An 11,853-nucleotide genomic window follows, 5' to 3' on the forward strand; every position below is an offset into this window, starting at 1 on the left:
AGCCGTTTCCTCACCTTGAAGCATGCCGCTCTTTGAAAACCGGTAGTGCCGGAAGCAGCCAACAAAGTTGAGAACGGTATATCCGCAAAATCCCTCCCTTTTTGTGGCTGTTATAGAAGCGCAAGTGAAATGCATGACAGAATCAGAATATTCCCCAGCACAAACAAAAGCCGCCAGAATAGGATTCTGGCGGCTTTCTTCTATCAGATGAAATTAGGCTAGAACAAACGAATCATCGGGCAATCGTGATTAACCGTTGATCAATTGTTTCACTTTAGCCGCTACGTTTTCAGGCGTGAAACCGAATTCTTCCATGATCTTCTCACCAGGGGCACTTGCACCGAAATGATCGATTGCAAGAACATCGCCTTCAAACCCAATGTAACGGTCCCAACCGAACGATGAGCCCATTTCGATGGCAAGGCGTTTTGTGATATTTTTCGGCAAGACGGACTCTTTGTACTCTTTATCCTGCTGTTCAAAACGATCCCATGATGGCATCGACACAACAGACACCGAGATGCCTTGCTCTTTCAATTGCTTCTGTGCATCGATTGCCAAGCTGACTTCAGATCCAGTCGCAAGCAGCAAAGCTTGTGCATCATCAGCTGGAGACACGACGTAAGCGCCTTTTTCGACGCCTGCTTCTGCTTTTTCACCAGTTGTTTCAAGGACAGGCAAGTTTTGGCGGGACAATACGAGCAAGGTCGGCTTGTCTTTAGACGTGAGCGCCAAACGCCATGCCGCTTTGGTTTCGTTTGCATCGGCTGGGCGGATGATGCCCAAGTTTGGCATTGCGCGCAGTGATGCAAGCTGTTCGATCGGTTCATGTGTCGGGCCGTCTTCCCCGACCGCTACGCTGTCATGCGTGAACACGTAGGTAACCGGAAGCCCCATCAATGCGCCTAGGCGGATCGCTGGGCGGACGTAATCACTGAAGACGAAGAACGTACCGCCGAAGACGTGCAAGCCACCGTGGAGCGCCATGCCGTTAAGTGCAGCACCCATCGCGAATTCGCGGACGCCGAACCAGATATTGCGCGCTTCTGGATGCTCCGCGTCGAAATCGCCGCCGTCTTTGATATTGGTTTTGTTCGAACCGGCAAGGTCTGCGCTGCCGCCGAAGAACGAAGGAACCGTTTTCGCGATAGCATTGACCATGTCACCTGACGACGCACGCGTCGCTTGTTTTTTGCCGACTTCATATTGCGGGAACTGGGAATCGAAATCTTCCGGCAAGTCGCCGCGGATCGCCGCTTGCAATTGGGAAGCAAGTTCCGGATGTTGCTCTTCGTATTGCTTGTAAAGGTCGTTCCAAGCCGATTCCGCTTTCACGCCAAGTGAATCCGTCGCTTCTTTGAATGTGTCATAGACTTCTTCAGGAACGTGGAAATCTTCTTCGAACGTCCATTTATAGTATTCTTTCGTCAATTTCATTTCATCTTCGCCGAGAGGGGCACCGTGTGAATCCGCTTTACCGGATTTGTTCGGTGAACCATAGCCGATGACCGTCTTGACTTCAACCAATGTCGGTTTGCCGGCCGATTTTTTCGCTTCAGCGATTTTTGAGGAAAGATCGTCCATGTCATTGCCGTCATCTACTCGAAGATAGTTCCATCCATATGATTCAAAACGCTTCTGGATGTTCTCTGAGAAACTCATCGACAAATCACCGTCGAGTGAAATGTCGTTGCTGTCATACAAAACGACCAATTTATCCAGCTTGAGATGCCCTGCAAGCGAAATCGCTTCTCCGGCTACCCCTTCCATCAAATCCCCGTCTCCGCAAAGTGCGAAGGTGTGGTGGTCGATAATGTCGAGGCCGTCTTTATTGTATGTAGCTGCCAAATGGCGTTCTGCCATTGCCATGCCGACTGCCATGCCGATCCCTTGTCCGAGCGGGCCTGTCGTCGCTTCGACACCGACTGTATGGCCGTACTCAGGATGGCCCGGTGTTTTTGAATCCCATTGGCGGAAATTCTTGATTTCGTCCATCGACAATCCATAACCGCTCAGATGAAGCAAGCTGTATAGAAGCATTGATCCATGCCCTGCCGATAGCACGAACCGGTCGCGGTTGAACCAGTTAGGGTTGCTTGGGTTATGGTTCATATGTTTTGTCCAGAGTGTATACGCCATTGGAGCGGCGCCCATTGGAAGTCCCGGGTGTCCCGAGTTAGCTTTTTCAATAGCATCGATTGAAAGTGTGCGAATGGTGTTAACTGCAAGTTGATCTGCCTGGTTTGACATAGTGACATCCTCTCTGAAACTAAATTTAATCCTATTCTAGTTTAGTCAACTCTAGGGAAGAATACAACGAAAAAGAGAATAAGTATTAATTCAAATACTTATTCTCCCGTTTATTTTTAATTTTATCTGGTGTTACGTCTTTCCCTTCCGGATCGATGACAGTGACATTTTCAATCGTCCCACGCATCGACTTGCGGAAACTTTGCAAGTATTCCTGGCGCAGCGCTGACTGCTCTTTCGCTTCTTCTTGCGTCAGGCCATCACGCTTGGACTTTTTCGATAGTTCATTGATGCGGCCGATTTTATCTGGAGATAGCATGTAAAGTCCCCCTTTCTACTGCTCCATGGTACAAAAAAAGGCGGGACAGTGCAAGATTTCAGCTTTCTTTCATCTGCTGATACTCGCGGAACCGGCGGTGCACCGTCGCTTTGCTAGCTTGGTAACCGAAACCTTGCAGCGTGACGGCGATTTCCTGAAAGGTCAAGCCGCTCGCTTTCAAGCTGACGATCTGGTCTACCGGGAGTTCGAGGCGTTCGCGGCCGTCAGGATTGCCTTTTCCTTTCAAATTGCGTTCGGGCTTATAGCCATTTTCCACGGCCCGCTTCATGCCCCGCTTGATTTTGGCATTATGGATCTTGCGCTGGTATTCCTCCACGATAGCCAAGATTTCAAGCACCATGTCATCCATATCGTTCAAGGCGATCGGGCCTTGGTCGGACAGTGTATAGACATCGACTTCATGCTTTTTCATGACATGCAGCAACGCGATGCGTGCATGCCCCCTGCCGAGACGCGTCTCATCCTGGATGAAAACAGCATCGACTTTTTCGCTTTTGACCTGGTTGAGCATCTCGAGAAGCCCTTCCCGGTCCATTTCGTAGCCGCTGTGCTGGTCAGAGTAAACATCTTCAACCAGATAGCCTTGCTTGAATGCAAACGAGAGCAATTCTTCCTCCTGCCGTGCGAGTGAAGTTTCCTGCTCGTCTTTCGTGGTGCTGACACGGCAGTAAACTAACGCTTTCTTTTTCATTCTGCATCACCTGCGTAGTATTTAGTTTCATCCGGAGAGAAGTTCAGTTGTTCTGCCGGAATCTTCAATGATTGACCTGCCACGATTTTGGTCGTCTTTAAATTATTCACTTCCATGATTTCTTCTATCCATTCATGATGGGGAGTTTCGCCGCTGAACGATTCAGCCAGCTCCCATAGCGTATCACCTTTTTCGATTTGCAGCTCGCCCATTTGCTGTTTCTCGGCATTATGGCTGATCACCGCGTAAAACGTAAACACCACTATGAGTGAGAAAAAGAAAACCAAATATGAGTTCTGTCGAAAGAATGTCATTCAAGCCGCCTCCTTAGAATATGTGTTCGGAATATATGTTCTCATATTAAAGCGAACAGGCGTTTCTTGTCAAGATTAAATTCGAACCTATGTTTGCATTTCAATGCCCGAGTTGCTATACTATAGATAGTTAATCTTGAATAAATCCTATAAAGAGGTGAAACTGGTGAAAAAAGTATCTAAGCGTCAGGAAGACATCCTGAATTTCATAAAAGATGAAGTCCGTGCAAAAGGATATCCACCTTCCGTCCGGGAAATCGGCGAAGCGGTCGGCCTTGCATCCAGTTCGACTGTCCACGGCCATCTAGCTCGACTTGAAAGCAAAGGGCTGATCCGCCGTGACCCGACCAAACCAAGAGCCATCGAAATCATCAGCCCGGAAGAGGCCCTTATCGATAAAAGCCCTGTCCTCCATGTGCCGCTGATCGGGAAAGTCACAGCGGGCATGCCGATCACTGCGATTGAGAACGTCGAAGAATACTTCCCGTTGCCTCAGACTTATGGTACGGAAGAAGACCATATCTTCATGCTGGAAATCATGGGTGAAAGTATGATCGAAGCCGGCATCTTAAATGGCGATTATGTTGTCGTCAAACAACAGCAGACTGCCAACAACGGAGACATCGTCGTCGCGATGACCGAAGAAAATGAAGCGACTGTCAAACGCTTCTTCCGCGAGGACAATTACTTCCGCCTGCAGCCTGAGAATTCATCGATGGACCCGATCATCGTGGACCAGGTGAGCATTCTCGGGAAAGTTGTCGGCGTCTACCGACAAATCCACTAGGAAAACAGCTTCGATTCATGGAGCCATAGAAAAAAGGAGGAAAGCACGGCTTCCTCCTTTTTTCTATGGCTCTCACTTTTATATAATCATCTTATGTCACCTTAATGAACCAAAACGACCGGGAGAATCATCTCCCGGTCGTGGATCATCCTATCTGATTATTCAAGTTTCCGTTACAACGATGTATTTAACCAAATTAATGGTGATGCGGTAAATCTTGCCATTCGCTTCGTCTGTCAATTCATAGGTACCGTTCGATGGAACTTGGCTGATCGCCGATTCCTTATCGATCGCTTTCACGGTATGGACGATGGTATTTCCCTGATCAAAAAAGAATTCTACTTGAAACGTTTTCACCGCGACCCCTCCCTTCGAAATGAATGGAAATGCACTTATTAGTGTAGCATAAACAGACCCTTAATTTCGGTTTTGCCATTCTTTGAAAATCATCACCTTAAGTGCAAGCATTTCTTCTTCATTCAGGTCATCGTCGAGTTCATCCATCACTTGTTCAGCTGTCATGGTATCGTTTTCCACCGCATTTTTCATTTTCAGCAAATTGCGGAAACCGACTTTTTCCATTATGACGCTGGCTGCATCTTCTTTCGTATCAAAAGCCAGTTCCTGCTTTTGCGTGTCTTGTGGCGGATCGCCCGCGAAACTATCGCTCTCTCCCATGTTCACTTCATCCACGTTCTCTTCAACCAGATGCTCATCCAATTCACTATCAGACGATTCAGAAAACACATCCTGCGATCCGAGCTCTTCCATATAACGATGGACCTTTGGGTCAGCTTCGATCTGCCGCACCATTTCCTCCATCTTGCCGCTTTGTTCAAGTTCTTCGAATGCTTTTTGCGCTACCGCGTCCGATGACAGCTCAGGCCCCACCGCATATAAGGTGATGCCTCCGAACGAAAAGGCGATGAGAAAAACGATGATGACATTCAATAAGCGCATTTAATCCCTCCACATATTAAAAGTTCTTTCATATAAGTAAAATCTTACCACGTTTCCATCATTCAGCGTATGTGTGAAAGGACGCAATCTTTCTCCAATTTGCCAAAGGCTCCCCCCATTCCATTTACCGGAAGGCCTAAAGAATTCGCAATCATCAATAAAACCCGGAGCACAGGGCTCCGGGTTTCGCTTCATTAATACATTTTCAGGTATTGCTCGCGTTCCCAAGGATGGACGTTGGTTCTGAACATATCCCATTCGATCTCCTTCGCTTCCACGAAGTTATTCAAGATGTGCGAACCGAGCGCTTTTGTCATGACTTCATCGTTTTGCAGCTCATCAAGCGCTGCATACAATGTGCCTGGCAGATCTTCAATGCCGACTTCTTTGCGTTCTTTGCGGTTCATCGCATAGATATTGCGGTCTACAGCTTTTGGCGGAGTCAAGTCACGCTTGATGCCGTCAAGGCCGGCCCCAAGCAACACAGCCATGGCCAAGTACGGGTTCGCAGCCGGGTCGACTGAACGAACTTCAACGCGCGTTGACAAGCCGCGTGAAGCTGGAATGCGGATCAAAGGACTGCGGTTCTGTCCAGACCAAGCGATATAGCAAGGCGCTTCGTAGCCAGGTACGAGACGTTTATAAGAGTTGACTGTTGGATTCGTCACAGCAGTGAATCCTTTGGCGTGCTCGATGATGCCTGCCAAGAATTGGAAAGCTGTTTTACTTAATTTCATGTCGCCATCTTCGTCAAGGAAAGCATTTTCGTTGCCTTTGAACAAGGAAACGTTCATGTGCATGCCCGAACCGTTGACGCCGAACAATGGCTTCGGCATGAACGTCGCATGCAGGCCGTGCTTGCGCGCAATCGTTTTAACGACGAGCTTGAATGTCTGGATATCATCGCAAGCCTTGATGGCATCCGCGTATTTAAAGTCAATTTCATGTTGTCCTGGCGCTACTTCGTGGTGGGAAGCTTCGATTTCAAAGCCCATTTCCTCCAGCTCAAGTACGATGTCGCGTCGGCAGTTTTCACCAAGGTCCATCGGTGCCAAGTCAAAATAGCCGCCGTGGTCATTCAGCTCAAGGGACGGTTCGCCTCTTTCATCGAGTTTGAACAGGAAGAATTCCGGCTCTGGCCCCAAGTTGAAATGAGTGAATCCAAGTTCTTCCATCTCTTTCAATACACGTTTCAAGTTCGTGCGCGGGTCGCCAGCAAATGGCGTGCCGTCTGCATTGTAGATATCGCAGATTAGGCGCGCGACTTTTCCTTTACCTGTGATCCAAGGGAATACAACCCATGTATCAAGGTCTGGGAACAAGTACATGTCAGATTCCTCGATGCGGACGAAACCGTCGATTGAAGATCCGTCGAACATCATTTTGTTGTCAAGTGCTTTTTCTAGCTGGGATGTCGGTATTTCCACGTTTTTGATAACGCCGAGAATGTCGGTGAATTGCAGGCGGATGAAATTGACGTCTTCTTCTTTTACCAATCGAATAATGTCTTCTTTTGAATACTTGCTCATGTACTGTTCACTCTCCTAGTTATATTATGTAGCCCGTTCATTTAAAGAAACGGGATAAATCACCGTGTCGTTGGGACGCCTGGCTGAATGGCCGGGCCTGATGCTTCAACTCCTCGCGCAATAAGCTGCGAAGTTCTGCATCGCTCAATGTTCTTGGCTCAGCTTGATCGTTGCTTGGCGTCTCCTTGGTTTCGTATAGTTTTCTGATGCCCGCGACATTCAGCCCCTGCTCGAGATAATCCTTGATCTCAAGCAGCGCGTCGACATCATTCAACGAAAACATGCGCTTATTGCCTTCTGTCCTGGCTGGACTGATCAACTTCTGCTCTTCGTAATAGCGTATTTGCCTTGCTGTCAAATCCGTTAATTGCATTACGATGCTGATCGGGAGAATGGGCATGGTGCGGCGAACCCGATTTGTCATAAGTTTCACCCATTTCAATAATTACTACATTTTCAGTTTATTACATGTCAGTTTATTTGTCAAACAGATGTTAGATTTTCTGACACGTTTTCTTAACCGTTAAAATTTCCATGTTCAAAGCAATTGTTCCTTCTCTAAAGTCATCATTGCGTTAACGACTGCGATCTTTACATGCTCATAGGTCAAGCCGCCTTGGACGAATGCCGTAAACGGCGCCCTGATCGGGCCATCAGCCGTCAATTCGATGCTCGCCCCCTGGACAAACGTGCCGGCTGCCATGATGACATCGTCTTCATAACCCGGCATGTATGCCGGTTCCGGCAAGAATTGGGCGTTGACGGGTGAGTTCGCCTGGATTGCGCGGCAAAACGCTACCATCTGTTCTGCTGTCCGGAAGGAAACCGATTGGATTAAGTCCGTCCGCGCTGCACTGTAATGGGGGCTGGTCACCATGCCTGCCGCCTCCAATAAAGCTGCAGTGAAAATCGCGCCTTTCAATGCTTGGGACACGATATGCGGAGCCATGAAAAACCCTTGATACATGTCAGGGAGCGCATTGAGAGAAGCGCCAGCCTCCCCTCCTATACCCGGAGAGGTCATCCGGTAAGCGCATTTTTCGACAAAAGCGCTTTTTCCGGCGATATACCCGCCAATTTTTGCAAAGCCGCCTCCGGGGTTCTTGATTAATGAACCGGCCATGAGATCCGCCCCTGCTTCGATCGGTTCTTCGGTTTCCACAAATTCGCCATAGCAATTGTCCACGAAGATGATGGCATCCGGCTTGATGTCGCGGATCTTCCCTATCATTCCCCTGATTTCACTGACCGTGAAAGACGGCCGGTTATCATACCCTCTCGATCGCTGTATCGCTATCATTTTCGTCTTATCGTTAACTGCCCGTTCGACCGCCGGCCAATCCACTTTATGTTGGCCGTTTAGTTCCACGTGGCGGTAGGAAATTCCAAAATCTTCGAGGGAGCCGGTATCTTCCCCTCCCCCCGAAACGATCGAGGCGAGCGTATCGTAAGGTTGCCCTGTGATATACAATAGCTCATCTCCAGGGCGCAGGATGCCGAACAGCGAAATCGTGATGGCGTGGGTGCCCGATATGATCTGCGGTCGCACAAGCGCCGCTTCTGCCCGGAACACATCCGCATAGACCCGTTCCAATGTATCCCTTCCTTCGTCGTCATAACCATAACCTGTAGAAGGGTGGAAGTGATGGTCGCTTACTTTTTGGCGATGGAATGCCTCGAGCACTTTCTGTTGGTTGTGCAAGGCTATGCAGTCTGCAGCTTCTAATTGCGGGCGGATCCTGTCTTCAGTCTTTCTTATCAGGTTATACATAAAAATCTCCATTTCTCTTAGGTGGTTATTTACGCTGCGTGCTATTTGAAAATGTCTTTAATTCTGCTACAATTCATAGAGTTGTTTAAGTAAAGGAGGGCGTCGAATAATGGCTTGGGAAGTACTAAGCGCCATCGGGACCATTGCTTTTGCCATATCCGGTGCGATCATCGCCATGGAAGAGGAATACGATATTTTCGGCGTCTACCTGCTTGGCGTCGTCACCGCATTCGGCGGAGGGGCCATCCGCAACCTATTGATCGGGGTACCCGTCTCCGCTTTATGGGAGCAGGAGTTCATGTTCCAATTAGCGCTCATCTCCATCACCATTGTGTTCTTGTTCCCGCATAAAACGCTCGGCCACTGGAATCGCTGGGGCCATTTCTTCGATGCAATCGGCTTGTCTGCTTTCGCGGTGCAAGGCGCTTTATTTGCGGTCGATTTGGGTTTGCCTGTTTATGCGGCGGTTGTGGCGGCTGTGCTGACGGGATCAGGCGGCGGCATGGTGCGGGATTTGCTTGCCGGAAGGAAGCCCTTGGTCTTAAAAGCGGAAATATACGCCGTATGGGCTGCGATTGCAGGATTGTTGATCAGCATTGATATTATCAGGACTGATTTCATGCTCTATGCCTTGTTCTTGGCCATTACACTGTTGAGGATCTTATCCTATACGTATAAGTGGAAATTGCCGACACGAAAAATACTCACCACAACATAAAAGCCGACCGGCAATTGCCGATCGGCTTTTTCTCATCCGTAAACTGTGACGCCGCGCCATGATGACATGCCGCCATCGACATTGACCGAATGGAATCCATTCGACTCCAAGTATTCTGCAGCTTTTGCGCTGCGGCCTCCTGCCTGGCAAACGACATAATACTCTTTCGAGGAGTCCAGTTCTCCTGTGCGCTCCGGTAATTCACCGAGTGGGATATGCTTGGCTCCCGGAATCATGCCTGCAGCCACTTCGTCTTTTTCACGAACGTCGATGATGTGAAGTTCATCTCCAGCATCCACTTTCTGGTTCAGTTCATCTGTACTGATCGATTTCATCCGCTATTCCTCCCATTGATTATTTTTACATGGTGCTATTTATTCCTGATGCTCGATCGATACCGGTTTCGAAGGCGAAAATGTCGAGATGGCGTGTTTGTAGATCAATTGCTGCTTGCCTTCCGTTTCCACGAGCACCGTGAAATTATCATAGGATTTGATGATTCCTTTCAATTGAAACCCGTTTAGCAAAAAAACGGTAACGAAAATATTATTCTTACGCAGCTGGTTCAAATAGACATCTTGGATATTAACCGGTTTCATGGAACTCCCCCTGTTTCTCTAGCGTATAGTTTTGGCCATCTGTTCAATTCGACGATTCCGGTCATTTTCCTGCCAGAAACGCATAATTTCTTCCAACTTGTTTTCCGGTCCCGCTGTTGCATCCAACCATAGAATCGGCATTTTATTGCGGAAATAGGTGAATTGGCGTTTGGCATACTTCCTGGAATTGCGTTTCAGTTTCAAGATCGCCTCTTCCAATGTATCGATACCATCAAAATATGCATACAATTCCTTATACCCGATCGCTTTGATGGATTGTACATCACGCAAACCACTGTCATACAAACGCCGGACTTCTTTCAGCAAGCCCGCTTCCATCATCCCTTCGACGCGGTCGTCGATGCGCTTATACAGTTCGTCCCTTGGCACATCCAGGCCGATGATCATTTCATCATATATCGGCGTCTGCGCCAAGCTGCCATCCTCTTTTTCCTCGCCGCTCAACAGGATCTCCAAAGCGCGCAGGACACGCCGCGTATTGTTCGGGTGGATGTCGATGTCCGGATCCAGCTCCATCAGCTTGCGGTGCATCGCCCCAGGGCCAGAGCGTTCGAGCTCGTCTTGCAGCCCCTTCCTTAATTCCTCATCCACCTGCCGCTTGGAGAAGCGGTAATCGAAGAGCACTGACTGGACATAAAGCCCTGTCCCGCCGACAATGATCGGCAGCTTGCCACGGCCCTGGATTTCAGCGATTTTTTCGCGGACCAGTAACTGATATTCAGCAACCGAGAAGGATTCGCCGGGGTCCCGGATATCGAGCAGGTGATGTGCAATGCCCCCCATCTCCTCCGGCCTGATCTTGGCGGTCCCGATATCCATTCCACGGTAGACCTGCATCGAATCGCCGTTGATGATCTCCCCGCCAAACCGTTTGGCCAGTTCGATGCTGAGTGCGGTTTTTCCTGAAGCGGTCGGCCCGACAATCGCAATCACTTCAACCATGGTCATTTATCCAATCGATGATGACTTGCTGATACGTTTTTGCGTTCATCTCATGCAGCACTTCGTGGCGCCCTTCTTCTGCCAGGTAAACTTTTACGGTTTCCAAGCCGGCCCGGTTGAATTGGCTAGCTGCTTCAAATACACCGTTCCCTTTCGCCCCGACCGGGTCCATGGATCCGCTGATAAACAGTACGGGCAGATTTTTGGGGATCCGCCTGACCTCATCCATGCGGTGAATGATTGCCAAGCCTTCGAAAAGATCGACGTAAAACTGGTTTGCCATTTCAAATCCGCACCATGGATCCGCTTCGTATTGTGCCACCGCTTCACTTTTCCGGCTCAACCAGGAAAACTTGGACTTTTCATCCTGGAAGTCTTTATTGTAACTGCCGAAGATCAATTTCCCCAAAACCGGGCTGCTTGCCGTCTTTCCTTCGAGCCTGCTGAAGCTCTTCGCGGTTGCGATGCCAGCAGACAATGAAAACCCTGGATGCCCACCGGTTCCGGCTAACACCGCACAATCCACTTCATCACCGTAAAGCTGAAGATATCGCCGCGCTACAAAAGATCCCATCGAATGCCCGAGAAGCGTGAACGGCAATTTGCCGATGCCTGCCTGGACATTCCGGATTATTTCATGTGCATCTTCGACAACCCGCAAGAAGCCTCCAGTATCCGCGAAATACCCGATCCCCCCATTATGTTCCGCCGTTTTTCCGTGCCCTCTTTGGTCATGTATGGACACGGTGAATCCTTGCTCGTTTAGCGCCTGGATGAAATCCTTGTAACGGCCGCTATGTTCTGCCATTCCGTGGATAATGTGAACATGGCCTTTCGGATTTTCAGCACTATGCACGCTGCAGAAGAGTTCGTGGCCGTCCGACACCCGAACGAATGAACTGCTCATTTCCATCGATCCACACCCTTTCCC

General features: G+C 49.0%; 15 protein-coding genes. 2 read left to right on the forward strand and 13 right to left on the reverse strand.

All coding sequences use genetic code 11. The features are described 5' to 3' along the window. Nucleotides 1-249: 249 nt before the first annotated feature. The 4 genes from tkt to yneA all read right to left on the reverse strand — a co-directional run bounded on the left by tkt (nucleotide 250) and on the right by yneA (nucleotide 3,595). Nucleotides 250-2,250, reverse strand: a complete 2,001-nt coding sequence (gene tkt, locus BBI15_RS09520; RefSeq protein WP_068869343.1) for a transketolase — start codon at nucleotides 2,248-2,250, stop codon at nucleotides 250-252. 85 nt (nucleotides 2,251-2,335) lie between these two features. After that, nucleotides 2,336-2,569 carry a DUF896 domain-containing protein gene (locus tag BBI15_RS09525; protein ID WP_068462747.1) on the reverse strand — a complete coding sequence of 78 codons (234 nt, stop codon included), beginning with the start codon at nucleotides 2,567-2,569 and terminating at the stop codon, nucleotides 2,336-2,338. A 58-nt stretch (nucleotides 2,570-2,627) separates the two neighbouring features. Next, nucleotides 2,628-3,281: a YneB family resolvase-like protein gene (locus tag BBI15_RS09530; RefSeq protein WP_068869344.1), complete on the reverse strand. Its 654-nt coding sequence runs from the start codon at nucleotides 3,279-3,281 to the stop codon at nucleotides 2,628-2,630. Further along, on the reverse strand, nucleotides 3,278-3,595 hold the full coding sequence (gene yneA, locus BBI15_RS09535; RefSeq protein WP_068869345.1) for a cell division suppressor protein YneA: 318 nt from the start codon (nucleotides 3,593-3,595) through the stop codon (nucleotides 3,278-3,280). The genes BBI15_RS09530 and yneA overlap by 4 nt, the downstream gene beginning before the upstream one ends. A gap of 166 nt (nucleotides 3,596-3,761) precedes the next feature. Between yneA and lexA the strand changes: the two genes are divergently transcribed. Beyond that, nucleotides 3,762-4,382, forward strand: coding sequence for a transcriptional repressor LexA (lexA, locus tag BBI15_RS09540; protein WP_068869346.1), 621 nt, complete (start codon nucleotides 3,762-3,764; stop codon nucleotides 4,380-4,382). A 162-nt stretch (nucleotides 4,383-4,544) separates the two neighbouring features. Here lexA and BBI15_RS09545 read toward each other — a convergent pair whose 3' ends face one another. The 5 genes from BBI15_RS09545 to BBI15_RS09565 all read right to left on the reverse strand — a co-directional run bounded on the left by BBI15_RS09545 (nucleotide 4,545) and on the right by BBI15_RS09565 (nucleotide 8,642). Continuing rightward, a complete protein-coding gene (locus BBI15_RS09545) occupies nucleotides 4,545-4,739 on the reverse strand; it encodes a hypothetical protein (protein WP_068869347.1) in 195 nt (64 codons plus the stop codon). 60 nt (nucleotides 4,740-4,799) lie between these two features. After that, the gene (locus BBI15_RS09550) at nucleotides 4,800-5,342 is read right to left on the reverse strand and encodes a hypothetical protein (protein WP_068869348.1); all 543 of its coding nucleotides are present in this window, start codon (nucleotides 5,340-5,342) and stop codon (nucleotides 4,800-4,802) included. A 194-nt stretch (nucleotides 5,343-5,536) separates the two neighbouring features. Further along, nucleotides 5,537-6,871, reverse strand: a complete 1,335-nt coding sequence (gene glnA, locus BBI15_RS09555) for a type I glutamate--ammonia ligase (RefSeq protein ID WP_068869349.1) — start codon at nucleotides 6,869-6,871, stop codon at nucleotides 5,537-5,539. A gap of 37 nt (nucleotides 6,872-6,908) precedes the next feature. Beyond that, the gene (locus BBI15_RS09560; protein ID WP_068869350.1) at nucleotides 6,909-7,295 is read right to left on the reverse strand and encodes a MerR family transcriptional regulator; all 387 of its coding nucleotides are present in this window, start codon (nucleotides 7,293-7,295) and stop codon (nucleotides 6,909-6,911) included. A 114-nt stretch (nucleotides 7,296-7,409) separates the two neighbouring features. Continuing rightward, nucleotides 7,410-8,642, reverse strand: a complete 1,233-nt coding sequence (locus BBI15_RS09565) for a methionine gamma-lyase family protein (RefSeq protein WP_084632816.1) — start codon at nucleotides 8,640-8,642, stop codon at nucleotides 7,410-7,412. 109 nt (nucleotides 8,643-8,751) lie between these two features. On the opposite strand from BBI15_RS09565, the gene BBI15_RS09570 reads away from it, so the two are divergent. Next, on the forward strand, nucleotides 8,752-9,360 hold the full coding sequence (locus tag BBI15_RS09570; RefSeq protein WP_068869352.1) for a trimeric intracellular cation channel family protein: 609 nt from the start codon (nucleotides 8,752-8,754) through the stop codon (nucleotides 9,358-9,360). 32 nt (nucleotides 9,361-9,392) lie between these two features. Here the strand turns inward: BBI15_RS09570 and BBI15_RS09575 are convergent, their stop codons facing one another. Genes BBI15_RS09575 through BBI15_RS09590 form a run of 4 tightly spaced genes read right to left on the reverse strand, consistent with a single transcriptional unit; the run spans nucleotide 9,393 to nucleotide 11,835 of the window. Continuing rightward, a complete protein-coding gene (locus tag BBI15_RS09575) occupies nucleotides 9,393-9,695 on the reverse strand; it encodes a rhodanese-like domain-containing protein (protein WP_068869353.1) in 303 nt (100 codons plus the stop codon). A 39-nt stretch (nucleotides 9,696-9,734) separates the two neighbouring features. Further along, the gene (gene hfq, locus BBI15_RS09580) at nucleotides 9,735-9,959 is read right to left on the reverse strand and encodes an RNA chaperone Hfq (RefSeq protein WP_068869354.1); all 225 of its coding nucleotides are present in this window, start codon (nucleotides 9,957-9,959) and stop codon (nucleotides 9,735-9,737) included. 18 nt (nucleotides 9,960-9,977) lie between these two features. Then, nucleotides 9,978-10,922 carry a tRNA (adenosine(37)-N6)-dimethylallyltransferase MiaA gene (gene miaA / locus BBI15_RS09585; protein WP_068869355.1) on the reverse strand — a complete coding sequence of 315 codons (945 nt, stop codon included), beginning with the start codon at nucleotides 10,920-10,922 and terminating at the stop codon, nucleotides 9,978-9,980. Continuing rightward, nucleotides 10,915-11,835, reverse strand: coding sequence for an alpha/beta fold hydrolase (locus tag BBI15_RS09590; RefSeq protein ID WP_068869356.1), 921 nt, complete (start codon nucleotides 11,833-11,835; stop codon nucleotides 10,915-10,917). Before BBI15_RS09590 ends, miaA begins: the two co-directional genes overlap by 8 nt. Nucleotides 11,836-11,853 lie beyond the last annotated feature (18 nt).

Origin of the sequence: Planococcus plakortidis (assembly GCF_001687605.2) — a bacterium.
GTDB classification, from domain to species: domain Bacteria; phylum Bacillota; class Bacilli; order Bacillales_A; family Planococcaceae; genus Planococcus; species Planococcus plakortidis.

Bases quoted from the DNA above. Each gene is read 5' to 3' on its own strand.
- tkt (WP_068869343.1), bottom strand. From the start codon at position 2,250: ATGTCAAACCAGGCAGATCAACTTGCAGTTAACACCATTCGCACACTT.
- BBI15_RS09525 (WP_068462747.1), bottom strand. From the start codon at position 2,569: ATGCTATCTCCAGATAAAATCGGCCGCATCAATGAACTATCGAAAAAG.
- BBI15_RS09530 (WP_068869344.1), bottom strand. From the start codon at position 3,281: ATGAAAAAGAAAGCGTTAGTTTACTGCCGTGTCAGCACCACGAAAGAC.
- yneA (WP_068869345.1), bottom strand. From the start codon at position 3,595: ATGACATTCTTTCGACAGAACTCATATTTGGTTTTCTTTTTCTCACTC.
- BBI15_RS09550 (WP_068869348.1), bottom strand. From the start codon at position 5,342: ATGCGCTTATTGAATGTCATCATCGTTTTTCTCATCGCCTTTTCGTTC.
- glnA (WP_068869349.1), bottom strand. From the start codon at position 6,871: ATGAGCAAGTATTCAAAAGAAGACATTATTCGATTGGTAAAAGAAGAA.
- BBI15_RS09560 (WP_068869350.1), bottom strand. From the start codon at position 7,295: ATGACAAATCGGGTTCGCCGCACCATGCCCATTCTCCCGATCAGCATC.
- BBI15_RS09565 (WP_084632816.1), bottom strand. From the start codon at position 8,642: ATGTATAACCTGATAAGAAAGACTGAAGACAGGATCCGCCCGCAATTA.
- BBI15_RS09570 (WP_068869352.1), top strand. From the start codon at position 8,752: ATGGCTTGGGAAGTACTAAGCGCCATCGGGACCATTGCTTTTGCCATA.
- BBI15_RS09575 (WP_068869353.1), bottom strand. From the start codon at position 9,695: ATGAAATCGATCAGTACAGATGAACTGAACCAGAAAGTGGATGCTGGA.
- hfq (WP_068869354.1), bottom strand. From the start codon at position 9,959: ATGAAACCGGTTAATATCCAAGATGTCTATTTGAACCAGCTGCGTAAG.
- miaA (WP_068869355.1), bottom strand. From the start codon at position 10,922: ATGGTTGAAGTGATTGCGATTGTCGGGCCGACCGCTTCAGGAAAAACC.
- BBI15_RS09590 (WP_068869356.1), bottom strand. From the start codon at position 11,835: ATGGAAATGAGCAGTTCATTCGTTCGGGTGTCGGACGGCCACGAACTC.